This is a genomic window from Nonomuraea sp. NPDC001636, from assembly GCF_040298265.1.
Classification (GTDB): domain Bacteria; phylum Actinomycetota; class Actinomycetes; order Streptosporangiales; family Streptosporangiaceae; genus Nonomuraea.
Genome location: NZ_JBEOZT010000019.1, coordinates 117,297 through 140,046, shown reverse-complemented (window position 1 = coordinate 140,046; position 22,750 = coordinate 117,297). Strand labels below are relative to the sequence as shown.

Below are 22,750 nucleotides of genomic sequence, written 5' to 3'. Positions count from 1 at the left end.
GGGCAGCGCCTGCATCAGTGGTCAACTGACGTCATGGGGCGGTGGGCCCGTGCGCCATCCACGGCTTCTGCCAAGCGGCAGCACCAGCGCGAGGGCGCCGGCCACGGCGGTGAGGATCAGCGCTCCCGCCGTTACGGCCAGCGCGCTGTTCCGGGCCGCGAGGTTCTCCGGCGGGACCTTGGCGATCGCGTCCGCCGCGATGGGATCGGGCGGCGGCGCGGCCACCACGGGGCGGCCCGCGGGCTCGAAGGGCAGCACGGCGCTGACCGCCTGCACCGGGTTCACCATGCCCGCACCTGTGCCCTCGCCGATGGAGCCGTCGGCCGTGGCGATGATGCGCCGCCGTACCTGCTCCTGGTCCAGGTGCGGGAAGCGGGCGCGCACCAGTGCGGCGGTCCCGGACACGTAGGCGGCGCCGAAGCTGGAACCCTCAAGGTCCAGCTTGTACGACCTCCCCGGCCAAGGGGCGATGATGCCGACCCCCGGCCCCAGGACACCGACGGGCGTGGCCGTGTTGGAGGAGTCGGCGCGTCGCCCGTCGGGAGTGGCCGAGCCCACGGCCAGCACGCCCTCGTAGGAGCCCGGATAGGCGGGCACGTCCTCCTTCTTGTCGGTGATGTTGCCCGCGGCGGCGACGATCACGACGTCCCTCGCCAGGGCGTTCCGGACGGCCGCCTTGAGTGCGGGATTGTCGGCCGCCTTGATCGAGATGTTGATGACGTCGGCCTTGAGCTGGACCGCCTTGTCGATGGCCGCCGCCAGGGTGGCGACGTGGCCCTCGGCCTGGCTGCTCTGCTTGAGCACCATGACGGTCGCCCGCGGGGCCACGCCGTGGAAGGCGACGCCTGGATAGACGCGCCCGGCGATGATCCCCGTGACGGCGGTGCCGTGGCCGACGCAGTCGGTGTAGCCGGTCCCGGTGAAGTCGACGTAGTCGGAGAGCCAGGGCAGTTGCGGGTGCTTGACGTCGAGGCCGCTGTCGATGATCGCCACCCGCACGCCGGCGCCGGTGCTCAGCCGCCATGCCGTCTTGATGTCGAGCCGCGTCTGTGCCCAGGGCTCTCCGCCGGGCAGCTTCACCACGCCCGGTTCGGGGCTGCACTCGGCGTCCGCCGTCGTGGCGGCCGCCGGAGCAGCGGCGACGCCGAGTCCCAGCACGGCGGACAGCAGCACCCGGCCGATTGTCCGCGCGCGTCCCGTCCTGCCCGGACGTCTCCAACAGCCGTGCCCCGGGTTCGCGGGGCGTGGTCCCCACTTCCGGGTCATCACAGTGGCGTCGCCCGCTTTCATACGGCGACGGTCACTCCACCGCTCTGCCAGGGTCATCTCAGCCATCCGGGTCCAACCGCGTCTAACCGCCGAACGCAGCGCTCGACACGACCAGCGGGGCGGCGGGGAACGCGGGCGGCCTGGCTCCGGCATCAGCGCCCACGTGTACACCTGTCCCGATCATGTCGATTCGTTCGCAAGGCAGTCTTGCGACGCCGGGTGACCCGTGTCGTTAGCGGAGAGCGCGAGATATCTTGGCGAGGAGTGCATGCCGTCCAGCACCGAGGACGCGTGAAGGTGTACCCCTCCGGCTCTGTCGGAGGACCTGAAGCCGGCATGATCGTGCTGGCGGAGGGGAGAGTCACACTCGGCAGGCGCAGGGTCGGAGATGGTCGTCGCCCGCGCGATGGCCGGACGGGCCACCCGCACCTCCTCGCCGTCGCACGCGAGGAGTCGGGCGCGCCCTTGCCGGCGCTGTCAGGCGCAGCTCACGGGAGGTGAGGAGGGCAGGGAGATCGGCTGCTGCCGCCGGTACGCCTCCAGGTCGACGTGGTTGCCGTTGATCGCGTTGCGTCTCTGGAGCTCCGCCCAGTACGCCGGATCGAGGAAGATCGCGGGGTTCCACAGCGGCTGCGTCAGGTCCTTCAGCTGCCCCAGGTACAGGACGGCGTCGGCCAGCTTCCCCAGCGGGAAGCCGCACAGCCGGGGCGCGTCCATGAACTGTCCCGCGTCGGCCGACTCCAGCCAATTGCCGGAGCACGTGATCACGGTACGCCGTGGCAAGGCCGCCAGGCGGGGATGGCTGCCGGCCACGATCACGTACACGCGCCGGCCGGTCTGCTCCTCGATCAGCGGGACCGCGTGGTCGGCGTTCTGGCCCCGCTCCGGCGAGTGCGTCACGTGCCCGCTGCCGTAGCAGATCAGCGCCCGGCGGTTCCTGGCGAGCACCTCCCGCCGCACCAGGGACGCCATGTGGCTGTCACGCTGGGCGAGGAAGCCGTCCACCTGGTCCTGGGTGGTGATGCGGGACCAGTCGATGGGCGGGTCCCCGAGGAGCACCCGGATCCTCCGAGCGGGGGGCAGCGTCCAGTTGACGGCGCGGACCGTCCGGAAGAACTGCTCACGGATCGGCTGGTCGCCGGTGCCCCCGGGCGATTGCGTGGTGTTCCGCCAGACCTGCCGCAGCACGTGGTCCTCGACGGCCGCGCCGGCGACGAACCGGTCGATGACCGGCTGGTAGAGCGCGTTGCCGAATTCGACGACGATGTCGTCGACCACGTCCGGCAGCCGCGGGTCCGTGAGCAGCATCTGCTGCGCGTCACCGTGTTCCTGCTGGCCGTGCGACTCGCCGACGGCGACGAGCCGGTGGTGTTCGAAGGCCGACAGGACGGCCTGGGTGAGGCCCCGTGCGGACACCTCGCCCATGCCCGTCGAGCTGCCCGTCGAGCTGGACGCCAGCAGTCCGCCGGCAGCCGTACCGGCCCCGGTGACGGCGAGGAACCTGCGCCGGGTCAACCGCGGATCTGTCACGTCTCGTCCTTTCCGAAGGGGGATCACGGACGGTTGTACGGCACGGCCGGTGTCGGCCGGGTGTCAGCCGCTGACACCCGCCCGACACCCGATCCCTGGCATCGTGTCCAGTGACCGCACGCGGTGGACGGAACGGCGCCACCGCCGGGGTGAGGAGGACGGTCGTGCGAGTGCTGGTCGTCGAGGACTTCGAGGTTCTGGCGCGGGCGATCGGGACCGGGTTGCGGCGCGAGGGCATGGCGGTGGACGTCGTCCTCGACGGCGACGACGCGCTGGCCCGCCTGGCCGCCACCCGGTACGACGTGGTGGTGCTGGACCGCGATCTGCCGGGCACGCCCGGCGACGAGGTGTGCCGCGACATCGCCGCCGGTGGCGCGGGGTCGCGGGTGCTGATGCTCACCGCCGCGGGCACCGTGCGGGACAGGGTCGAGGGTCTGGGGCTGGGCGCGGACGACTACCTGCCCAAGCCGTTCGACTTCGCCGAACTCGTGGCCCGCGTGCGCGCGCTGGGGCGCCGCTCGGCGCCCGCCGTGCCGCCGATCCTCCGGGCGGAGGACCTGATCCTGGACCCGGGCAGGAGGGTGGCCTTTCGCGGCGGGCGGCGCCTGGAGCTGACGCCGAAGGAGTTCGCGCTGCTGGAGTGCCTGCTCGCCGCCGGGGACCGGGTCGTGTCCACCGAGGAACTGCTGGAACGGGTCTGGGACGAGGCCGCCGACCCGTTCACCACGGCCGTCAAGACGACCGTGCGCCGGTTACGGGCGAAACTCGGCGAACCACCGGTGATCGGCACCGTCCGTGAGGGCGGCTACCGCATCGGGGTGCCGCGATGAGCCTGACGGTGATCGGCCGCGCCCGGCGCCACTGGCGACGGCCGTCCCTGCGCGCGCAGCTCACGACGTTGTACGCCGGACTGGTTCTGGCCGTCGTCGTCCCGATGATGCTGGTCGCCGGTTTCCTGTTCGGCAGGGACCAGGTCCGCCTCCGGGCCGGGGACGCCGCCCCACCGCCCGGCACCTCCGCCCAGCAGGTCGACGCCGTGCTCACGGTCGCCGGGATCGTCGTCGTGGTCCTGACCGTGCCGGCCGCGTGGTGGCTGGCCGGGCGCTTCCTCCGCCCGCTGCGCGCCATGACCGTGACCGCCCGGGAGATCTCGGCCACCAACCTCAACCGCCGGCTCGGCCTGCGCGGCCCGGACGACGAGCTGACCAGGCTCGGGCGTACGCTCGACGACCTGTTCGAGCGGCTGGACTCCTCGTTCGCGGCGCAGCGCCACTTCGTGGCCAACGCCTCCCACGAGCTGCGCACCCCGCTGGCCGGTCAGCGCGCCGTGCTCCAGGTCGCGCTCGCCGACCCCGAGGCGGACGAGGCGAGCCTGCGGGCCGCGTGTGAGGAGGCACTCGCTCTCGGAGCGCGGCAGGAACGCCTGATCGGCGCCCTCCTCACGCTGGCCGAAGGAGAGAAGGGCATCGAGCACCGCGAGCCGGTCGACCTGGCCGAGGTCACCGAGCAGGTGGTGTCGTCGCGCCGCTCGGCGGCCGCCGGGCGAACGGTCACGGTCCGTACGTCGCTGGACCCCGCGCCCGTCAGCGGTGACCCCGACCTGATCGCCAGCATGATCGGCAATCTGGTCGACAACGCGCTGCACCACAACGTCCCCGACGGACACGTCACCATCGCCACCGGCCTCACCGGCGAGGGCGCCCGCCTGACGATCGGCAACACCGGCCCGTCCATCCGGCCGCAGGACCTGCGGCGGCTCTTCCAGCCGTTCCAGCGGCTCGGCGCCCCACGCACCCACACGACCGACGGTCACGGACTGGGCCTGGCGATCGTCCGGGCCGTCGCCCAGGCGCACGACGCACGGCTGACCGCCCTTCCACGCGCCGAGGGCGGCTTGGACGTGAAAATACTGTTCGGCTGATCCCGGTTCCGGCGGACGGTCACGCGTCCCGGCGGACGGGTTGCGTGATGCGCTCAAGCCATCGTCGTAGAAGGGCGGTCTCGGCCGGTTCCAGGGCCTCGGTCCCGGTGAGATCGAGTTGTGCGTGCAGGCGCAGCGCGGCGGCGTACAGCGGGTCGGCGTCGTTCTGAGCGGCCGGCCCGGTCAGGACGTGCGAGAACACGGCGTCTCGCATGCGGTGGGACAGCGCGGGGTCGTCGAACAGGGCCGGTCTGGCGATGTGGTCGAGGGCGGTGCCGACGTTCGCCGACAGGATCAGCTGGGCGGCGGTCTGCGGCTCGGCCTTCAACGCCCCGGCCGCCGCGCACCGCGTGAGCGCCGCCACCAGCAGGTCCATCACGCGATCTCGCGCCGTCGAGTGTGACCACGGCCGCGGAGTGAACATCAACTGATAGAGGGCCGGCTTCGCCCGCGCGAACGCCATGTGGCCGTCCCAGCCGGCGCGCAGGTCGGCGACCGGGTCGCCGGTCTGCTCCTGGGCGGCCTTGAGCGCGGCGTATTGCTCGTAGCCGTGGTCGGCGACGGCGTCCAGCAGCCCGCGCTTGTCACCGAACAACCGGTAGAGCACGGGCTGGCTCACGCCGACCGCCTCGCAGACCGCGCGCGTGGCCACCTCGTGGTCCGAGGACGACGCCAGCTGCCGCTCCGCGGCCTCGATCATCGCCGCGCGAAGCGGGTCCGTCTCTGCCATGCGATCGATGATACCGCCAACCGCTAGCGGCGATACGAACCTGTGCTACCGTCGATTCACGTAACGCCGATACGGAAGATTCGTATCGCCGCTAGAACCAAGGAGTTTTCATGAGTGACCAGCGTGTGGCCGTCGTCAGCGGCGGCTCCCGCGGGATAGGCAAGGCGATCGCCGTGGCGCTGGCGGCACGGGGCTGTGCGGTCGCAGTGGGGTTCCAAGCGTCGGCCTCCGCCGCGGCGCAGGTGGTCGAGGAGATCGCGGCATCCGGCGGCCGGGCGATCCCGGTCCAGGCCGACGTGGCCGACGAGGACGCCGTCGCGGAGATGTTCGAGGCGACGGAGAAGTCCTTCGGCGGGGTCGACGTGGTCGTCAACTCGGCGGGGCGGCTGTCGTTGTCCCCGATCGCCGACCTCGACCTCCACGAGCTGGACGCTCTGCACCGCACCAACATCCGCGGCGCGTTCGTGATGGCCCGGGAGGCCGCGCGCCGCCTGCGCGACGGTGGCGCGATCGTCAACCTGTCCACCTCCGTGGTCGGGCTGCAGTTCCCCGGCTACGGGGCGTACGCCGCCGGCAAGGGAGCCGTCGAGGCGATGACACTGGTGCTCGCCCGGGAGCTGCGCGGGCGGAACATCACGGTCAACGCGGTCGCGCCCGGCCCGACGGCCACCGACCTGTTCCTCGACGGCAAGGACGAGGCGACGATCCAGCGGCTCGCCAAGCAACCACCGCTGGAGCGGCTCGGCACCCCCGAGGACATCGCCGAGGTCGTCGCCTTCCTGGCGAGCCCGGCCGGGCACTGGATCAACGGCCAGGTCGTGCGCGCCAACGGCGGGATCATCTGATGGCCGCCGCCGCCCTGGGGTGGCCTCCCGCGCCGTTCCCGCCTGATCCCGTCTGATCCCGCCAGGCACCAGGGCACAGTCCGTCGCCGACCGTATCCACGCCGAGTTCTACCGCCGCGCACTCTGAATCCCACACGAAAAGGAAACCGACATGCCGTTCGCCAACCTCAAGGTGCCCGCCGACACCCTGACCCCCGAGTCCAAGAAGAAGCTCATCGACGCGGTCACCGACGCCTACGCCAGCGTCTACGGAGAACGAGCCAGGGCCACCACCCTGGTCCTCCTGGAGGAGGTTCCGGACGGCGGCTGGGGTCTGGGTGGCCACGTCCTCACCGCGGACATGCTCGGCCGCAGCTGACCCGTCCGGGACGCCGGGCCGCCCCCGGCAGGCCGGGGCGGCCCGAAGCCGCAGATCAAGCGCGGAGGGCGAGTCCGCCTACACCGCCGGCACCGTCCTGCGCGTCGATGGCGGCATCGGCGAACTCGCCTACTGACCGCCATTCGTCAGCGGCCTTGGCGAGGTGGTTCATGAGCGGGCCGTCGTATCACTGATCTTGCCCGAGGCGGCCCCGACCACCGCTCACGGAATGGGCACGGTACCCCCGCCCCCCTGCGCGCCGACGTCCTGGGCTTGCAGCGATCGTCGCCTGCGCCCGCGTCCTGGCCAGGGGGCTGCGGGAGTCCGGCCGGCTGGACGGTTGCCCCGTCACCACCACGGCGCTGGAGAGCGCCGGTCGGCACCTCGCCCGGCTTATCGACTCCTACCGATGAGTTGAGCCGGCTTACGGCTGTCGCGCCGGCTCTCTGAGCACCTCGGTGAGGGCCGAGATGTTCTGATCGCCGTAGCCCGCCTCAACCGCCCGCCTCAACAGGTCGCGGAGCGGGGCGAGCCAGGCCGTGTCGACGTTCGTCTCCCTGGTCAGGTCCTCGTCGTGGGCCGCCGCCGCCAGGAACAGGTTCACCGAGGAGGCGGCGTCGGAGTAGTCGCCGCTGTCGATCTCCTTGGCGTAGATCGGCAGCAGGGACTTGATCATGTCCAGCCACTTGCCGGCAAAGCGCACCATCGAATGCACCTCCAGCCCGCGCGCCTGGACCGCAGCGGCGCCCTGGAAGAAGCCGACGAGTGCCGGCAGCAGCATGGCGCCCACCGCCATCTCGTACAGCGCCGCCAGGTCGGCCTCGTCGCCGAGATGGACAGTGTCGCCACCCAGCACCTTCAGGGTCGTCTCGAACTCCTCGAAGACCGCCTTGTCGCCGCTGTAGTACAGCAGGGTGTCCGGCGCCCCCACAGCCGAGGGCACGTTCTTGACCGCACCGGCCAGGACCCGGGCGCCATGGCCGGTGGCCCAGGCGGCGGTCTCTCGGGCGCCGGCCGGGGAACCGCTGTTGAGGGTGACCAGGGCCCGTCCACGCAGCGACGCGCCGGCGGGCCGCAGTGCCGTCCGGGTGTCCTCGAAGGTGGTCAGGCAGGTGATGACCAGGGGACTTGCCGCCACCGCGTCAGCGACAGCCTCCGCATGTCCGGCTCCCATGGCGACGAGGGGCGCGGCTTTGGCGGCGGTCCTGTTCCAGACGGTGGTCGGGTGTCCGGCCTTGACGAAGGCCTCGGCCAGCGCTGTGCCCATCGAGCCCAGTCCGATGACGGTCACGGGTGTCATGTTCTTCGCAGTCATGTGCATGCTCCAGCCACAGAGATAGGGAGATGGGCGCGCTGACGTGGATACCGTTGTGGTCTGGCGCGGGCCGTTTCCATGCTGGCTGGAGCACCGCCATTCTCTCAAGTACCTACATTTTTGCCGGGTACTGACATAAATGTCAGCATGGGTCGGTGAAGGAGACGAAGAAGCGGACATTCACCTGCGGTCTCGACGCTGCCATCGCGGTCATGGGAGGCAAGTGGAAGGGACTGATCCTTTTCGCGCTCCAGGATGGTCCCCTGCGCTTCGGGGAGTTGCGGCGCGCGGTGCCTGGCATCAGCGAGCGGGTGCTGATCCTGCAGTTGCGGGAGATGCAGACCGCCGGGCTGCTGCATCGCGAGGTGTATCACCAGGTCCCGCCGAAGGTGGAGTACTCGCTCACCGAGTTCGGTCATTCACTGAACACCGCGATGGCGCCGCTCGGGGAGTGGGGCGAGGAGCACGTCGAGCGCATCGAGGCCATTCCGTGGGACCAGGTGGGGTGAACGTGAGCGGATGGATCGGCAGGCCTTGCCGCTGCCGGGCGGTGTCGGTGCGGCCAGGCCCGCTACCTGCCGTTCGGACGGTCCGGGCACTATTGGGCTGTGGAACGTCACGAGTTTGGTGCCGCGGTGCGCCAGTTGCGGGAGCGAACGGCGCCTGCGGCTGTCGGGCTGCCGATCGGCCGTCGGCGGGTGCAAGGGTTGCGGCGGGAGGAACTCGGCGAACTCGCGGGGATGTCCGCGGACTACGTACGCCGGCTGGAGCAGGGGCGCAGCCATCCGTCGGCCGGGGTGGTGAACGCCATCGCCCGAGCGTTGCGGGTCGGGCGGGCGGACTACGAGCGACTGTGCGCGCTGGCCGGATACGCCGCCGCGGACGGGCAGGTGCCGAACGAGGTCGGTCCGGGTGCGATGCGGCTGCTGGAGCGGTTCACCGACACTCCGATGTTCGTCTCCGACGCGGCGATGAATCTCGTCGCCGTGAACAGTGCGTTCATGGCTCTGGGGCATTGGGAGCTCACCGGGGACCCGTGGGACTGGAACATCGCCTGGCGTACGTTCTGCGACCCGTTCAGTGGTTTCAAGCAGTCTGCGGACGACGCGACCGATCATCAGGCGGTCCTGGTCGCCCGCCTGACGAGCGCGCAGTTGCGCTACCCCGCCGACGCGTCGCTTGCCGCGCTGGTGGACGAGATGCGGAGCCGAAGCCGCCTGTTCGACACCTTGTGGCGCGCGCCGCGACCGGTGGCGGCCTACGAGAGCAGTGCCGCGTTCATCCATCCGGACGGCGGCTCCGTCACGCTCGTCGGCAACCTGCTCGCCATCCCGGGCGACGATCTGGCTGCTCTGATGCTCACCGCGGCGCCGGGCTCGGCCGATGCGGCGCGCCTGGCTGAGCTCGTCTCCGACGGCGGGGAGCCGGCCATCATCGAGGTGGGCCGGCCTGGCCCAGGCTAGTCGCGCCGGATCCTGCGAAATTGAGTGACGTCTCCAGCGACCGCGGACCCCATGGCTGCCTCCGGGCAGCTTCGGCAACGCGGGGCTGGACGCCTTCGCATCTCGAAGCAGGGCGCAGAGTCACCTCCGCGCCGGAATCGCTTCGCGTTCGAAGCACTTGGCGGCACTCACAGAGGCAGGTTCTGCGATGAAGGCAGTACGTTTTCACGAGTTCGGCGGTCCTGAGGTCCTGCGGTACGAGGACGTGGCCCAGCCCGTCCCCGGAGCCGGTCAGGTCCGGATTCGCGTCGCCGCGACGTCGTTCAACGGCGTCGACGGCAACATCCGCGGGGGCTACATGCAGGGCCCGATCCCGGTCGAGCTTCCCCACACCCCAGGCATCGACGTCGCCGGCATTGTCGACGCGCTCGGTGACGACGTGGACGACGTCGCGGTCGGCGACCGGGTCGTCGGCCTCCTGCCGATGACGGAGCCCGGGGCGGCCGCGGAGTATGTGCTCGCGCCGGCGGAGATCTTGACGGGCGCGCCCAAGAACATCCCGTTGGCCGACTCGGCGGCGTTGCCGCTGGTGGGCCTGACCGCGTGGCAGGCGCTGTTCGACCACGGCAAGCTGACCGCCGGTCAGCGGGTGCTGATCAACGGCGCCGGCGGAGCGGTCGGCGGATACGCGGTGCAGTTGGCCAAGGAGGTCCGTGCCCACGTGATCGCCACGGCGAGTCCACGCAGCGCCGAGCGGGTCAAGGCCGCGGGCGCCGACGAGATGATCGACCACACCGTCACCGACGTGACGGCGGCGGTGACCGAGCCGGTCGACCTCGTGCTCAACCTCGCGCCGGTCGCCCCGGAACGGCTGGCCGCGCTGGTCACGCTGGTCCGTGACGGCGGCGCCGTCGTCAACACCACCGTCTGGATGCCCGCCCCGTCCGACGAAAAGCGCAGGGTGCGCGGCATCGACCTGTTCGTCCGCAGCGACACCGACCAGCTCGCCGACCTGGTCGCTCGTGTCGGCACCGGCGAGCTGCGCGTCGAGGTCGCCCAGCGGGTGGCGCTGGCCGACCTGCCCGCACTCCACGCCCAGGCCGGCGCGGGCGAGCTGCCGGGCAAGACCGTCGTCCTCGCGCCCACCGCCTGATCCGCTCACAGGAGTGTTCTTCGGTCGGCCCGAACTGCCGTCCCTGAACTGGCATCCATGCCCGCGGTGCCTCATGGGCAGGGTCGCCGTCCGAGGTTGACCAGCATGGGGTTAGGTTCTCGGGATGAGGACATATGAGGATCTGCCGGCGGAGCTGGTGACCGAGCGGCTGCGGTTGCGGCGGTGGGTGCCGTCGGATGCAGAGCAGTTCCGCGGGTTGTGGTTCGAGCGGGACCCGCGAGTACCGGCGGCCCGGCGGATCGACGCCGAGGGACGGCCGACGGTCGAGGACGTCCGCCGCTGGCTCGTTGACAATCCGCTGACGGCGGCTCCTGGGCTCGGGTTGCTGGCCATGGAGCTGCGCGACACCGGTGAGTTCATCGGGTATTGCGGATTGACCGTCGGCCAGGGATCGTTCGACGAACCTGAGATCGCGTACGAGCTGGCACAACGAGCTCACGGCCGGGGTTATGCGACGGAAGCCGCCCGTGCGGTCTTGGAAGCCGCGATTCGGACAGGGCGTCGCCGCCTCTGGGCCACTGTGCGGGAGTGGAACACACCCTCGTTCCGCGTCCTCGAGAAACTCGGCTTCCACCGAAGCGACCGCATCGACGAGGACGTCGAACACGGCAACTCGATCTGGATGACGCGCGTACTCGACCCGCGGTAGACCGCCAGATCGCGTAGCTCGCGCAGGCGGCCGCCTTCACCGCCACGACAGGCCCGGCGGCGTCCTGGCCACCGGCCGTCGTCCGCCGGCCTCGGGGGCGGGAAGAGCCATGACCTCGCGGGCGATCTCCACGAGGCGGGCGGCCAGCGGGTGACCGTTGGAGACGACCATCAAGGGCACAGGTGGGGCCTGGTTGAGCTTGATGTAGCGGATGTCCGGGTGTGCGTAGCGACGGACGGACTCTGGCGCCACTCCGACGCCGTGGCCCGCGGCGACGGCCTCCACCCATTCGTCGAAGTTGTCCGCCGTGCACTGGATGGCCGGTCGGTCACCCTCGGGCCAGAGGTCCGGGGTGGTCGTGCCGGTGAGCGTGTTGGCGACCAGCGGCCACCGCGCAAGCTCGGCCCAATGGAGAACGCGGCGTCCGGCCAGCGGCGAACTCCTGGCGACCGCCGCGACCCTGGCCTCGTGCCGCAGCAGGTGACCATGGGTGTGCTCGCCGTGCAGCACGGCCACGTCGCACGCGCCGTCGTCGAGCCCGGCCGCCGGGGCGTCCCTGCGGACCAGCCGGACGCGCGCGCCGGTGGCCTCCTCGAACGCCTGGCTCACCCGTGGCCAGCCGTCCGGCAGCAGCCACGTGAAGCCGAGCCGTAGCAGGGAACCGGCGGACGGCGTGCGCAGCGCCTGATCCAGGCGCGGCAGCAGGTCCGCGAGGTCCTCCCGCAGCCTTCGGCCCTCGGCGGTCAGCTCGACCCGCCGGGTCGTGCGGTCGAACAGCCGGGCGCCCACCGAATCCTCCAGGGAGCGGATCGTGCGTGACAGCAACGGCTGCCCCACGCGCAGCCTCGCCGCGGCGTAGGAGAAGCCGCCCTCCTCGGCCACCGCCATGAACGCCCGCAGGTGCCGCAGCTCCACACCATTCATGCGCCCCAAGCATAAACGCAGCCCCGGAAGCATTTCTCCGCGCCCCTGATCCCTTCCTACGCTGCGCTCCATGATGCGCAAAGTCGTGGTTCTCGCCCTGGGCGCGTTCGCCCTCGGACTTGACGCTTACGTGATGGCAGGGCTGCTGCCGGTGATGGCGGCGGATCTCGGCACCTCGATCGCGGTGATCGGTCAGACGGTTACCGCCTTCACCCTCGCCTACGCGATCGCCGCCCCCTTGTTCGCCACCGTGCTCGGGGCGGCGCGCTCGCGCACCGTGCTGGTGCTCGCGCTGGCGGTGTTCACGGTGGCCAACGGCCTGACCGCCGTGCTGTCCTCGTTGCCGCTGCTCCTGCTGGCGCGGGTGATCGCCGGTGCGGGCGCGGGCCTGTACGCGTCGCAGGCCAGCGTCGCGGCAGCCGACCTGGCGCCGGAGCAGCTGCGCGGCCGCGCGCTCGGCCTGGTGATGGGCGGGATGAGCGCAGGCACCGTGCTGGGAGTGCCGCTGGGTGTCCTGCTGGCGGAGCAGGCGGGATGGCGCTCCACGATGTGGCTGATCACCGCTCTCGGCGCGGCCGTGATGATCGCCGTGTACGGTCTGCTGCCGTCGGCCCCGGCGGGCCGGGTGGTCTCGGCGAGGCAGCGTCTGGCCGTGCTGGTCGACCGGAGGATCGCCGTGGTGGCCCTGGTGTCGTTCCTGGCCGCGGTGGCCAGCCTCGGGCTCTACACCTATCTCGCGCCGGTCCTCGCGGACGCGGGCGGGGTGGACGCGGTCACCCCCTATCTGTGGGTCTGGGGCGTCGGTGGGGTGCTGGGCAGCCTGGCCGTCGGCCCGCTGGTGGACCGGCTCGGCCGCACCGCGGGGCTGGTCGCCGCCATCCTGGGCACGCTGGCGCTCACCCAGCTCCTGCTGCCGTTCCTGGCCGGGGCCTGGGCGCCGGCCGCCGCGCTGTCGCTGATCGTCTGGGGAGCGGCGGGATGGGCGCTGCAGGTGCCGCAGCAGCAGCGACTGCTCCACATCGGCGGAGAAGTGCGCGGGCCGGTGGCCGTCGCCATGAACAACTCCGCGCTCTACCTCGGCAGCGCCGTCGGGTCGGCGATCGGCGGTGCCGCACTCGCCGCGGGACTGTCCCCCTCCGCGCTGCCCTGCGCGGCGGGCGCGGCCTCAGCCCTCGCGCTGCTGACGCACGTCCTGAGTGGACGCCGCCGTTCGCCGGTCCCTGCGCCGGACCCGGGCGCTTGATGATCTCCCACCCGCAGGGCGGTGACCTACGCCTGTCTCACCAGCCGCCAAACCGGTTGATGTGCGTCGGCGAGGTTGATGGCCCCTTCTGTCTTCCCGGCCCGCCTGTGTGAGAGAGGAGGGCTTCCCCCTCCGGGGCGGCCCCACGACCTGGAAGTCAGCACTCGACGTCGAAATCGAGTTCGTCGTAGCGGAACTCCGCGATCTGCTCCCGGGTCCCGGAGATGAGGGTGATGCAGCCGTCCCCGAAGACCTCGCTCTCCGGGATGGAGGCGAACAACACCTTCCCGCGCGCTTCCACCGGGTTGTGCCAGGCGCGGGAGTAGCCGCCGAGCTGGATGTCGAATCTCCATCGGAGGTCGGGAATCTCCCCCATGTCATCGAGGAACTTGGCCACCAGGCGGGCCCGCTCGGCGTCCCCCTCGGCGTAGTCGGCCGCTTCCGCGACGTCGGACCAGCGAAGAGCGGCAGACCGGGTGGTGCCGGGAACCGCGTAGAGCGGGAACGGCTCGTGAGCCTTCGCCTGCGAGTGGCGTTCGACGGTCTCGGTGCCTGGCGGCAGGTGGATGACGACGCCTTCGTCGAGGTCGGTGATCTCGGCGAGGATGACCAGGTGGCCGTCGGCGGGGAAGTCGATGTCGAGGACGCCGGCGGGCAGGGCGGCGCAGTCGATGGTCACCACGTGCGGCACGTACGAGGGCAGTTCCAGGCCCTCGGGCAGATGGGGAAACCCGACGGCCCGAGCGGCCGGACGGGCATTCTTCTTCAGCTCTTCCGGCAGTTCGTCATAGGGGCAGAGGTAGACACAGGGGCGCAGGAGGCGGATGAACGCCTCGGTCACCGGCTCGGGTAGGTCAAGGGCCCGTCCGGCGTCGAGGACGGCTTCACGCACGCTCACCTTCATGGACGTCACAGTGTCATGCACGACTGACACCCCGCGCCCCGGCCAGGTATGGATCCCCCTGATCCGTCATGCCGGCAGGCCACGGATGCCCTTGATCGCGATGTCCAGCAGCCGGTCCGCCTGCTCGTCGTCCTCGTGCTGCTCGGTGGCCAGTGAGATGGCGTTGACGAGCGCGAGCAGGTCCTCGGCGCGGATCCCTGGGCGTACGGCGCCTGCCTGTTGCGCTCGTCGCAGGAGTTCGCGCGCCGCGTCGGTGATCATCGCCTGGCAGCCCTCGTTCTGCTCCAGCAGGTCGGCATCCTGGCTGCCGTGCAGCAGCGAGGCGGCCAGGCCGCGACTGGCGCTCGCGTAGGCGTTGAGGTCGCCCAGCCAGGTCAGGAGCGCGGGGCCCGGCTCGTTCTCCTCGGCGCGTTGTGCCGCCATGGCGCACAACTCCTCGACGCGGTCGTGGAAGACGGCTTCGAGCAGGGCGCGACGGGAGGGGAAGAGGCGGTGCAGCGTCGCCGAGCCCGTCCCGGCCTGACGGGCGATCTCCTTCAGGGCGGCGCCGGCGCCGTCGCGCGCGAAGACGTCCCGGGCCGCGCTGACGATGCGGTCGTAGTTGCGCTGGGCGTCGGCACGCAGGGGCTGCCGCCGGGTGGCGTGGGGCATGGCCTCCTCCAGGTTTTGACAAGTGGGCTGGCGCTCCGGTTAGAGTAGCCGAACCGTAAGTGGGCCGCCAGCCCACTTATGTTCGAAACGACTGGGAGAGATCATGCGCGCCGTCCAATACACCCGTTTCGGCCCTCCCGAGGTGCTGCGCGTCGACGACGTGCCCACGCCTCGGCCCGGACCTGGAGAAGTGCTCGTCGAGGTCCGCGCCGCGAGCGTGGACGCCGGCGAACTCGCCTTCCGCGCGGGCAGGCTGCGCGGCATCGCCCGCGCCCGCTTCCCCCGCGGCCTGGGAGGCGACTTCACCGGCCGCGTCGCGGCCCTGGGCCCCGGCGTGCACGCCTGGAGCGCGGGACAGGAGGTGTGGGGGCTGATGCCGCACTTCGCCTTCGGCGCCATCGCCGACTACGTGGCCGTCCCCGAACAGCGGCTCGCCCGGGCCCCCGAGAACCTGAGCCTGCTCGACGCCGCCGCCCTGCCCTCGTCCGGCACCACGGCCCTCACCGCCCTGACCGACAAGGCCGGCCTCACCAGCGGTGAACGGCTCCTGGTCCGCGGCGCCACAGGCGGCGTCGGCAGCATCGCCGTGCAACTGGGCAAGGCGCTCGGCGCCCACGTCACCGCGCTCGCCGGCGCCCGCAATCTCGGCTGGGTCACCGAACTCGGCGCCGACGCGGCCCTGGACTACCGCACGACGCGGCCCCAGGACCTCGGTCGTTACGATGTGATCCTCGACGTCGTGGGCACCGACCTCGGCGCCTACCAGGCCCGGCTCGCCCGGGGTGGCCGCATGGTCGCGCTCGCCTTCGACCAGGACCGCATCCTGACCTCCATGGTCACCACGGGACTGCGAGCCGCCCTCTCGCCCCGGCGCATGAAGCTCTTCAGCAACAACCCCTCCCCCGCGCGGATCGCCGAGCTCACCGCCTCCGCCGAGGCGGGCAGCGTCCGCCCGGTGATCGACACCGTCTACCCGATCGGCGACGTCGCAGAGGCTCACCGACGACTCGAAGCCGGCGGGGTCCGCGGGAAGCTCGTCATCGACCTGCAGCGCTGACCGGCGCAATCCGCCGTGCTCGTCCCCCGCCCCGGGATGGACCGTCCCGGGAGGCCGCTCGTGTCCGCGACTGCCCACCCATGACGCAGCACTAGCCGAAGGCGGCGCGGTCGGGGGTCGGCAGCCACTGGCGTGCCGGGTCGAACGGCCGGAAGCCGCTCTCGACGAAGCGGATGAGCAGGGTCAGCGCCGGATGGTGGTTCTGCCGGTGATGCAGCAGCGAACACGGATAGACGGGCGCCGGATCAACGAGCGGGATCTGCATGATGCGGGGATGCCACGGCAACCGCAGCCCTTCACCGCCGAACCCGATGTGCTCACCGGAGGCTATCCGTTCCACGAAGTACTCCCAGCCGAAGTCGGGCCCCGAGGTGTCGATCCGGACGTCGAACGTGCTGCCGAGAAGGTCGTAGAAGTCGGCCCACTCGCTGCTGGGGGTGTTGCCGGGCATCCACACGGTGGATCCGGACAGGCGTTCCATCTCGACGTGCTGCCGGCTGGCGAGGGGGTGGTCGCGGCTGACGAGGAGATGCACCGGTTCCAGGTAGGCGGGGATGTGCCGGAGCTCCTCGTTTCGCGTCCCCGTGACGCGGCCGAAGAACGCGTCGATGGATCCGCGGGTGAGGGCGCCGTGCGCCGATCTGAGGCCGTTCGAGGTGAGGATCTCGATGTCCACGTCCTCGACGGTCCGGTGGAACGCGCGGAGCAGGTCGACGGTCCGTAGCCGGGTGTCCAGGACGTCGACCCGCAGTGCGCGGCGCCGGGAGCGCAACAGGTCGACCGCCTGGTCGGCGAGGCTGACGAGAGAGCGCGCGTGATGGAGGAACGCCCTGCCGTCCTCGGTGAGCTCGGCCCCGGCACGGGTGCGGAAGAACAGCCGGACGCCGAGGCCGGACTCCAGCTTCGCGATGCGCTTGGAGATGGCCTGCTGGCTGATCGCCAGCCGGGTCGCGGCCTCGCTGAAATATCGGTCCTCGGTGAGGGCCACGAAGGCCCGAACCGCGCCGAGATCCAGGTCCAGCGGAGCTTGCGCGACAACTTCTGGTTGTGGGTAATCGGTGTGTCGATTGTTGGACAACCACGCCTGCTCTCGGGTCGAATGCTCGAGTTCGCGACCGAGCCTACAACCAAGGGGTGTGGTTTCTGGTGGGATCCTTCGTGCACCTCCACGTGCACACCGAATACAGCATGCTCGACGGCGCCGCCAAGGTCGGCCTGCTGATGGAGGAGGTGGCGCGGCTCGGCATGCCGGCCGTGGCGATGAGCGATCACGGCAACGTGCACGGGGCGTACGAGTTCTACCGGACGGCACGCAGGACGGGGATCAAGCCGATCATCGGCATCGAGGCCTACGTCGCCCCCGCCTCCAGACACCATCGCGGGCCGGTGTACTACAGCGACGACCTCTCGTTGCGCCGCTCCGACGACGACACCGGCGAGGGCGGGGACGTCTCCGGGCGCGGTCTGTACACGCACATGACGATGTGGGCGGCCGGCGATCAGGGCCTGCGTAACCTCTTCCGGCTGCAGTCCCGGGCCTGGCTCGAAGGCCATGTCCAGAAATATCCGCGCATGGATGACGAATTGCTCGCCGAGCACGGCCAGGGCATCATCGCCACGACCGGCTGCCCGTCCGGCGAGGTGCAGACCCGGCTCCGGCTCGGCCAGTACGACGGGGCCGTCGAGGCCGCCGCCCGCTACCGCGACATCTTCGGCCCGGACAACTACTTCCTGGAGCTGATGGACCACGGCCTCGCCATCGAGCGCCGGGTCCGCGACGACCTGCTCAGACTCGGCAAGGAGCTCGACCTGCCGCCGCTGGCCACCAACGACTCCCACTACGTCACGGAGAGCCAGGCCCAGGCCCACGACGCGTTGCTGTGCGTAGGAACCGGCAAACGGCTCGCCGACACCGACCGCTTCCGGTTCGGCGGCAGCGGCTACTACGTCAAGTCCGCCGCGGAGATGCGCGCGTCGTGGGACGCCGAGGTGCCGGGCGCCTGCGACAACACGCTGCTGGTCGCCGAGCGGGTCGGCGACTACGGGGAGGTGTTCGCGCACCGGGATCTGACACCGCGCTTCCCCGTACCGGAAGGGGAGAGCGAGTCGAGCTGGTTGCGCAAGGAGACCCTGGAGGGGGCGCGCCGCCGCTACGGCGGCCGGCCGTCGCAGGAGGTGCTGGACCGGATCGACTACGAGCTGTCGGTCATCGACACCATGGGCTTCCCCGGCTATTTCCTGGTGGTCGCCGACATCTGCCGGTACGCCCGGGAGCACGGCATCGGCCTGGGCCCCGGCCGCGGCTCCGCCACCGGGTCGCTGGTCGCCTACTGCACGGGCATCACCCAGCTGGACCCGATCGAGCACAAACTGATCTTCGAACGCTTCCTCAACCCCGAGCGCGTCTCCATGCCGGACGTCGACCTCGACTTCGACGACCGCCGACGGGACGAGATGATCGACTACGTCACCCGCAAGTACGGCGACGACCGGGTCTGCCAGATCGTCACGTTCGGCACCATCAAGGCCAAGGCCGCCGTCAAGGACTCCTGCCGGGTGCTGGGCCTGCCGTACGCCCTGGGCGACCGCATCACCAAGGCGTTCCCCGCGGCGGACGGAGGCAAGGAGATCCCGCTGGCCGCCATCCACGACCCCGGCCATCCCCGCCACGGCGAGGCGGCCGAGCTGCGCCAGATGTACGAGCAGGACCCCGACGTCAAACGGGTGATCGACACCGCCACCGGCATCGAGGGCCTCACCCGGGGAACCGGCGTCCACGCCGCCGGCGTGATCCTCTCCAGCGAGCCGCTCATCGACGTGATCCCCCTGGTCAAGCCCAAGACGAACGGGCCTGTCATCACCGGCTTCCCCTTCACCCAGGCCGAGGACATGGGCCTGCTGAAGATGGACTTCCTCGGCCTGCGCAACCTCACCGTCATCGGCGACGCCGTCGCGAACGTCCGCGCCAACAAGGGCATCGCCATCGACGTCCTGGACATCCCGCTCGACGACGCCGCGACGTACGAGCTGCTGACGCGCGGCGACACGCTCGGCGTCTTCCAGCTGGACAGCGGCGGCATGAGAGTGCTGCTGAAGCTGATGCAGCCGACCACGTTCACCGACATCGCCGCGGTGAACGCGCTGTACCGGCCCGGCCCGATGGAGATGAACGCCCACACCAACTACGCCCTGCGCAAGACCGGCAGGCAACCGGTCGAGCCGATCCACCCCGAACTGGAGGAGGCGCTGGAACCCATCCTCGGCGACACCTACCACCTGGTGGTCTTCCAGGAACAGGTGATGGCCATCGCCCAGCAGCTCGCCGGCTACTCCCTCGGCGCCGCCGACATGCTGCGCCGGGCCATGGGCAAGAAGAAGAAGGAGGTCCTGGACGCCGAATGGGACCGCTTCTCGGCGGGCATGCGCGGGTGCGGCTTCTCCGCCGAGGCCGTCAAGGCGGTGTGGGACGTCCTCGTCCCCTTCAGCGGCTACGGCTTCAACAAGTCCCACACCGCCGGCTACGGCCTGGTCTCCTACTGGACGGCCTACCTCAAGGCCAACCACCCCTGCGAGTACCTGGCCGCGCTGCTCACCTCCGTCGGCGACGACAAGGACAAGATGGCCGTCTACCTGTCGGACTGCCGGCGTCTGGGCATCAAGGTGCTGCCGCCCGACGTCAACGCCAGCCGCCTGGACTTCACCGCTGTCGGGTCCGAGATCCGCTTCGGTCTGGGCGCGGTGCGGAACATCGGAGCGGGCGTCGTCGAGGCGATCGTCGCCACCCGCGAGGCCCGCGGCGCGTACACCGGCTTCAACGACTTCCTCGCCAAGGTCCCCGCGGTCGTCTGCAACAAGCGGGTCGTCGAGTCGCTGGCCAAGGCCGGCGCCTTCGACAGCCTGGGCCACCCCAGAAGGGCCCTGGTCGCCGTGCACGAGACCGCGGTGGACGCGGTCGTCGACGTCAAGAGGCACGAGGCGCACGGCCAGGACTCGTTGTTCGGCGAGCCCGGCCAGAGCAGCGCCTTCTCGGTCGCGATCCCCGAGGACGAGTGGGACCAGGCCACCCTGCTCGCCTTCGAACGCGAGATGCTGGGCCTCTACGTCTCCAGCCACCCGCTCGACGGCGCGGAAGGCGTTCTGTCCGCCAACCGCGACACCACCATCGCCGACCTGCTCGCCTCGGGACGCCAGGACGGCCTGACCCGGATCAGCGGCATCGTCTCCGGCCTGCAACGCAAGGTCACCAGACAGGGCAGCCCATGGGCGATCGTCACCCTTGAGGACCACGACGCCGCCGTGGAATGCCTCGTCTTCCCCAAGACCTACACCCTGTACGGCGAGACGCTGGCCGAGGACCGCGTCATCTCCGTCCGCGGCCGGATCAACGTCCGCGACGAGACGGTGAGCGTCTACGGCGAGGAGATCACGATCCTGGACGTCGCCCGGGCGGACACCTGCCCACCCGTGGTGATCTCGGTCCAGGAGGCGCAGCTGAACCTGCGGGTCGTGCAGGAGCTGAAGCGGATCCTGCTCACCCATCCCGGCCGGGCGCCCGTCCACGTGTGCCTGCGCCGCCGCGGCGCCGGGAGCGTGCTGCTGAACCTCGTTCCGTTCCAGGTCACTCCGGGGCCCGCGTTCTACAGCGACCTCAAGGCGCTGCTCGGCGCCGGCGTGACCGGCGGCGCATGACCGGCGGGTGGCCGACATCGGCGTCCGGTGCCGGGAGACACCGGTCAGCTCGCGGCCGGCCGCGTCGCGTCTGCGTTCCTGACGGTCAGGGGGGCGATGACGCCGGCGGCGACGAACAGCAGCGCCAGGACGCCCCAGGTCCAACCGCCCACCAGTTCGAGCAGGCCGGTGATCAGGATGGGGCCGAGAACGTAGCGGCTGACCGAGCGACCCATGCCGAACGCCGCCAGGTACTCGCCTCTCTGGTCATCCGGGGAGAATGCGTACGACAACGTCCAGGCCGCGGGGACAGCGATCAATTCCGCCGCGGTGAGCATCACCAGCGCGGCACAGAAGAGCGCAAGAGGCAGCGACTGGGCCGCGTACCAGAACAGCAGACAGGCGGCGGCGGCGAATGCCGCGGCGACGGGCTGACATCGCCGGGCAGCTCCGAGGCTGGTGATGTGGCGTGCTATGAGAGCTTGGAAGGCGAGCGCGAGGACTGTGTTGATGGCGTACAGCACCCCGAGTAAGCCGTCCGGCAGTGTGGTCGCTCGGGCCAGCCACAGCGGAAAGGCGAGGTTGAGTATCGGCTGCCAGAGCTGCAGGACGCCGTCCACGCCGGCCAGCGAGAGCAGCCGCAGGTCACGCAGCACGCCCAAGCCTCGCCGGACCGGGGCGGGCGCTTCCGTTCGAACCGGTTGGGGCAGGGTGGCGAAGGCCGCGGTGACCAGAAGATAGGCCGCCGCGTTGGCCAGGATGATGGTCCGGAAGAGACCGGTGCCGGCCAGCAGCCCGCCGAGCGGACCGCCGATGCTGATCGCCAGATTGATCACGGTCCGATACGAGGCCAGCACCTTTACCCGGCTGTCCCCTTCGACGATCTCCGCCACGTACGCCTGGGTCAGTGCGGTCGCGATCTGGTCGGCGACCGTGATGACCGTGACGACTACGAGATACCCCCACCAATCGCCGACGAAGGCGTAGGCGGCGGTTCCGGCGGCGCGTAGGGCATGCACCAGCACCAGTGCCCGCCGGACGCCGTAGCGGTCGGCCGCCCGGCCCAGCGGTATCGCGGCGGCCATGGCCGCGGCACCCGCGATGCTCAGGCCCAGCCCGACCTGGCCTGCGGCGAGCCCGACCACGCCGGTGAAGTAGACGGCCGAGAAGGCCAGGAAGAGCCCAGAGCCGAGGAAGTCCACGAAGCTGGCGCCGAGCAGCCGCCGCACCGCTCGACGCTCGCCGCGACCAGTATCTTGTGTCATAGGTGCACTATTTTGCACCCTGAGGCAGCATTGCGCCATGAACGATCCCGCCGAGGCCGTCGGCCATACCCTCGCCGCGAACCTGCGCGCTGCACGTCAAGCCCGAGGCTGGCGGCTGGAAGAGCTGGCCACCCGGTCCGGCGTCAGCCGCGGCATGCTCCAGCAGATCGAGACCATGCGCACCAACCCCAGCATCGCGACGCTCGCTCGGATCAGCGCCACGCTCGGTGTGTCGATCGGCGAGTTGGTGGAGCCCCCGGAGGAGCTTGGGCGCGTCTCCCGTGCCGCCGACGCCGTGGTTCGCTCCGAAGGCCGCGCCAGGCTGTTGATCAACGACAGCCAGCCGCCTTTCACCGAGCTCTGGGAGTTCCGGCTGCCCGCCGGCGACAAGATCTCCACGCCCGCGCATCCGCCCGGCACCCGGGAACTGTTGCAGCTCCACTCGGGCAGCGTCGCGGTCACCGTCGGCGGGGCGCTCTTCCAACTCGCCGCGGGAGACGCGCTCCGTATGCGGGGCGACCGCCCGCACGCCTACAGCAGCCAAGGCCCAGAGCCGGCCCACTTCACGATGGTCGTGGTCTATGCCGGCGCCCGAGACCCTCGCTACGCGAGCCTCGCCCCCGGCTGACGCGACGGTCTGGCGTGAGGCTCCCTCGGCTCGCTTCCCCGAGGTGGCCTTCGTCCCCTGACCGGCTGGCCGGCAGGCGGCAGGCCGCGGGCGTTGTAGCGCGGACGGGGCCCGCCACCAGCTGTTTGTAATGACCTTGTAGCGACTGTGTAGGGGGTCTCTGGCAGCGGCTCCCAC

The 22,750-nt window shown here is 70.8% G+C and carries 21 protein-coding genes; 12 read left to right on the top strand and 9 right to left on the bottom strand.

Annotation, left to right across the window (positions count from 1 at the left end; all coding sequences use genetic code 11):
- Window positions 1-21: 21 nt before the first annotated feature.
- Complete coding sequence (locus ABT158_RS31255) at window positions 22-1,173, bottom strand: S8 family serine peptidase (protein WP_352359487.1); 1,152 nt, start codon at window positions 1,171-1,173, stop codon at window positions 22-24.
- A gap of 573 nt (window positions 1,174-1,746) precedes the next feature.
- Window positions 1,747-2,799 carry a hypothetical protein gene (locus ABT158_RS31250; protein ID WP_352359485.1) on the bottom strand — a complete coding sequence of 351 codons (1,053 nt, stop codon included), beginning with the start codon at window positions 2,797-2,799 and terminating at the stop codon, window positions 1,747-1,749.
- A gap of 164 nt (window positions 2,800-2,963) precedes the next feature.
- On the opposite strand from ABT158_RS31250, the gene ABT158_RS31245 reads away from it, so the two are divergent.
- Window positions 2,964-3,629 (top strand): response regulator transcription factor, encoded by a 666-nt coding sequence (locus ABT158_RS31245; RefSeq protein WP_352359483.1) that lies wholly within the window; start codon window positions 2,964-2,966, stop codon window positions 3,627-3,629.
- Entirely contained in the window at window positions 3,626-4,720 is a 1,095-nt protein-coding gene (locus tag ABT158_RS31240; protein ID WP_352359481.1) for a sensor histidine kinase, read from the top strand. The genes ABT158_RS31245 and ABT158_RS31240 overlap by 4 nt, the downstream gene beginning before the upstream one ends.
- Window positions 4,721-4,739: 19 nt before the next feature.
- Here the strand turns inward: ABT158_RS31240 and ABT158_RS31235 are convergent, their stop codons facing one another.
- The gene (locus ABT158_RS31235) at window positions 4,740-5,450 is read right to left on the bottom strand and encodes a TetR/AcrR family transcriptional regulator (protein ID WP_352359479.1); all 711 of its coding nucleotides are present in this window, start codon (window positions 5,448-5,450) and stop codon (window positions 4,740-4,742) included.
- 110 nt (window positions 5,451-5,560) lie between these two features.
- On the opposite strand from ABT158_RS31235, the gene ABT158_RS31230 reads away from it, so the two are divergent.
- Window positions 5,561-6,295 (top strand): SDR family oxidoreductase, encoded by a 735-nt coding sequence (locus ABT158_RS31230; RefSeq protein WP_352359477.1) that lies wholly within the window; start codon window positions 5,561-5,563, stop codon window positions 6,293-6,295.
- Window positions 6,296-6,446: 151 nt separating this feature from the next.
- Window positions 6,447-6,653 carry a 4-oxalocrotonate tautomerase family protein gene (locus tag ABT158_RS31225; protein ID WP_352359475.1) on the top strand — a complete coding sequence of 69 codons (207 nt, stop codon included), beginning with the start codon at window positions 6,447-6,449 and terminating at the stop codon, window positions 6,651-6,653.
- 424 nt (window positions 6,654-7,077) lie between these two features.
- Here the strand turns inward: ABT158_RS31225 and ABT158_RS31220 are convergent, their stop codons facing one another.
- Window positions 7,078-7,953 (bottom strand): NAD(P)-dependent oxidoreductase, encoded by an 876-nt coding sequence (locus tag ABT158_RS31220; protein WP_352359637.1) that lies wholly within the window; start codon window positions 7,951-7,953, stop codon window positions 7,078-7,080.
- Window positions 7,954-8,123: 170 nt separating this feature from the next.
- Here ABT158_RS31220 and ABT158_RS31215 point away from each other — a divergent pair, with 170 nt between their 5' ends.
- From ABT158_RS31215 to ABT158_RS31200, 4 genes are all read left to right on the top strand, one after another.
- Window positions 8,124-8,477, top strand: a complete 354-nt coding sequence (locus ABT158_RS31215) for a winged helix-turn-helix transcriptional regulator (RefSeq protein WP_352359473.1) — start codon at window positions 8,124-8,126, stop codon at window positions 8,475-8,477.
- A gap of 99 nt (window positions 8,478-8,576) precedes the next feature.
- Complete coding sequence (locus ABT158_RS31210; RefSeq protein WP_352359471.1) at window positions 8,577-9,431, top strand: helix-turn-helix domain-containing protein; 855 nt, start codon at window positions 8,577-8,579, stop codon at window positions 9,429-9,431.
- A gap of 187 nt (window positions 9,432-9,618) precedes the next feature.
- Window positions 9,619-10,563: an NADP-dependent oxidoreductase gene (locus ABT158_RS31205; RefSeq protein WP_352359469.1), complete on the top strand. Its 945-nt coding sequence runs from the start codon at window positions 9,619-9,621 to the stop codon at window positions 10,561-10,563.
- A gap of 124 nt (window positions 10,564-10,687) precedes the next feature.
- Window positions 10,688-11,233: a GNAT family N-acetyltransferase gene (locus ABT158_RS31200; RefSeq protein WP_352359467.1), complete on the top strand. Its 546-nt coding sequence runs from the start codon at window positions 10,688-10,690 to the stop codon at window positions 11,231-11,233.
- A gap of 36 nt (window positions 11,234-11,269) precedes the next feature.
- On the opposite strand, the gene ABT158_RS31195 is transcribed toward ABT158_RS31200, so the two are convergent.
- Entirely contained in the window at window positions 11,270-12,157 is an 888-nt protein-coding gene (locus ABT158_RS31195) for a LysR family transcriptional regulator (RefSeq protein WP_352359465.1), read from the bottom strand.
- A gap of 70 nt (window positions 12,158-12,227) precedes the next feature.
- Here ABT158_RS31195 and ABT158_RS31190 point away from each other — a divergent pair, with 70 nt between their 5' ends.
- Window positions 12,228-13,400, top strand: coding sequence for an MFS transporter (locus tag ABT158_RS31190; RefSeq protein WP_352359463.1), 1,173 nt, complete (start codon window positions 12,228-12,230; stop codon window positions 13,398-13,400).
- 157 nt (window positions 13,401-13,557) lie between these two features.
- Here ABT158_RS31190 and ABT158_RS31185 read toward each other — a convergent pair whose 3' ends face one another.
- Together ABT158_RS31185 and ABT158_RS31180 are read right to left on the bottom strand one after the other, a co-directional pair.
- A complete protein-coding gene (locus ABT158_RS31185; protein WP_352359461.1) occupies window positions 13,558-14,325 on the bottom strand; it encodes a hypothetical protein in 768 nt (255 codons plus the stop codon).
- Between the two features lie 45 nt (window positions 14,326-14,370).
- Window positions 14,371-14,955, bottom strand: a complete 585-nt coding sequence (locus ABT158_RS31180; protein WP_352359459.1) for a TetR/AcrR family transcriptional regulator — start codon at window positions 14,953-14,955, stop codon at window positions 14,371-14,373.
- Window positions 14,956-15,058: 103 nt separating this feature from the next.
- Here ABT158_RS31180 and ABT158_RS31175 point away from each other — a divergent pair, with 103 nt between their 5' ends.
- The gene (locus tag ABT158_RS31175; protein WP_352359457.1) at window positions 15,059-16,012 is read left to right on the top strand and encodes an NAD(P)-dependent alcohol dehydrogenase; all 954 of its coding nucleotides are present in this window, start codon (window positions 15,059-15,061) and stop codon (window positions 16,010-16,012) included.
- Between the two features lie 91 nt (window positions 16,013-16,103).
- On the opposite strand, the gene ABT158_RS31170 is transcribed toward ABT158_RS31175, so the two are convergent.
- A complete protein-coding gene (locus ABT158_RS31170; protein WP_352359455.1) occupies window positions 16,104-17,090 on the bottom strand; it encodes a LysR family transcriptional regulator in 987 nt (328 codons plus the stop codon).
- A 65-nt stretch (window positions 17,091-17,155) separates the two neighbouring features.
- On the opposite strand from ABT158_RS31170, the gene dnaE reads away from it, so the two are divergent.
- A complete protein-coding gene (gene dnaE / locus ABT158_RS31165; RefSeq protein WP_352359636.1) occupies window positions 17,156-20,701 on the top strand; it encodes a DNA polymerase III subunit alpha in 3,546 nt (1,181 codons plus the stop codon).
- 44 nt (window positions 20,702-20,745) lie between these two features.
- On the opposite strand, the gene ABT158_RS31160 is transcribed toward dnaE, so the two are convergent.
- Window positions 20,746-21,909 (bottom strand): MFS transporter, encoded by a 1,164-nt coding sequence (locus ABT158_RS31160; RefSeq protein WP_352359453.1) that lies wholly within the window; start codon window positions 21,907-21,909, stop codon window positions 20,746-20,748.
- 73 nt (window positions 21,910-21,982) lie between these two features.
- On the opposite strand from ABT158_RS31160, the gene ABT158_RS31155 reads away from it, so the two are divergent.
- Window positions 21,983-22,573, top strand: a complete 591-nt coding sequence (locus ABT158_RS31155) for a helix-turn-helix domain-containing protein (protein WP_352359451.1) — start codon at window positions 21,983-21,985, stop codon at window positions 22,571-22,573.
- Window positions 22,574-22,750: the final 177 nt, after the last annotated feature.

Coding starts and splice junctions, on each gene's coding strand:
- ABT158_RS31240 (WP_352359481.1), top strand. CDS start 3,626: ATGAGCCTGACGGTGATCGGCCGCGCCCGGCGCCACTGGCGACGGCCG.
- ABT158_RS31235 (WP_352359479.1), bottom strand. CDS start 5,450: ATGGCAGAGACGGACCCGCTTCGCGCGGCGATGATCGAGGCCGCGGAG.
- ABT158_RS31230 (WP_352359477.1), top strand. CDS start 5,561: ATGAGTGACCAGCGTGTGGCCGTCGTCAGCGGCGGCTCCCGCGGGATA.
- ABT158_RS31225 (WP_352359475.1), top strand. CDS start 6,447: ATGCCGTTCGCCAACCTCAAGGTGCCCGCCGACACCCTGACCCCCGAG.
- ABT158_RS31220 (WP_352359637.1), bottom strand. CDS start 7,953: ATGACACCCGTGACCGTCATCGGACTGGGCTCGATGGGCACAGCGCTG.
- ABT158_RS31205 (WP_352359469.1), top strand. CDS start 9,619: ATGAAGGCAGTACGTTTTCACGAGTTCGGCGGTCCTGAGGTCCTGCGG.
- ABT158_RS31200 (WP_352359467.1), top strand. CDS start 10,688: ATGAGGACATATGAGGATCTGCCGGCGGAGCTGGTGACCGAGCGGCTG.
- ABT158_RS31195 (WP_352359465.1), bottom strand. CDS start 12,157: ATGAATGGTGTGGAGCTGCGGCACCTGCGGGCGTTCATGGCGGTGGCC.
- ABT158_RS31190 (WP_352359463.1), top strand. CDS start 12,228: ATGATGCGCAAAGTCGTGGTTCTCGCCCTGGGCGCGTTCGCCCTCGGA.
- ABT158_RS31180 (WP_352359459.1), bottom strand. CDS start 14,955: ATGCCCCACGCCACCCGGCGGCAGCCCCTGCGTGCCGACGCCCAGCGC.
- ABT158_RS31175 (WP_352359457.1), top strand. CDS start 15,059: ATGCGCGCCGTCCAATACACCCGTTTCGGCCCTCCCGAGGTGCTGCGC.
- ABT158_RS31155 (WP_352359451.1), top strand. CDS start 21,983: ATGAACGATCCCGCCGAGGCCGTCGGCCATACCCTCGCCGCGAACCTG.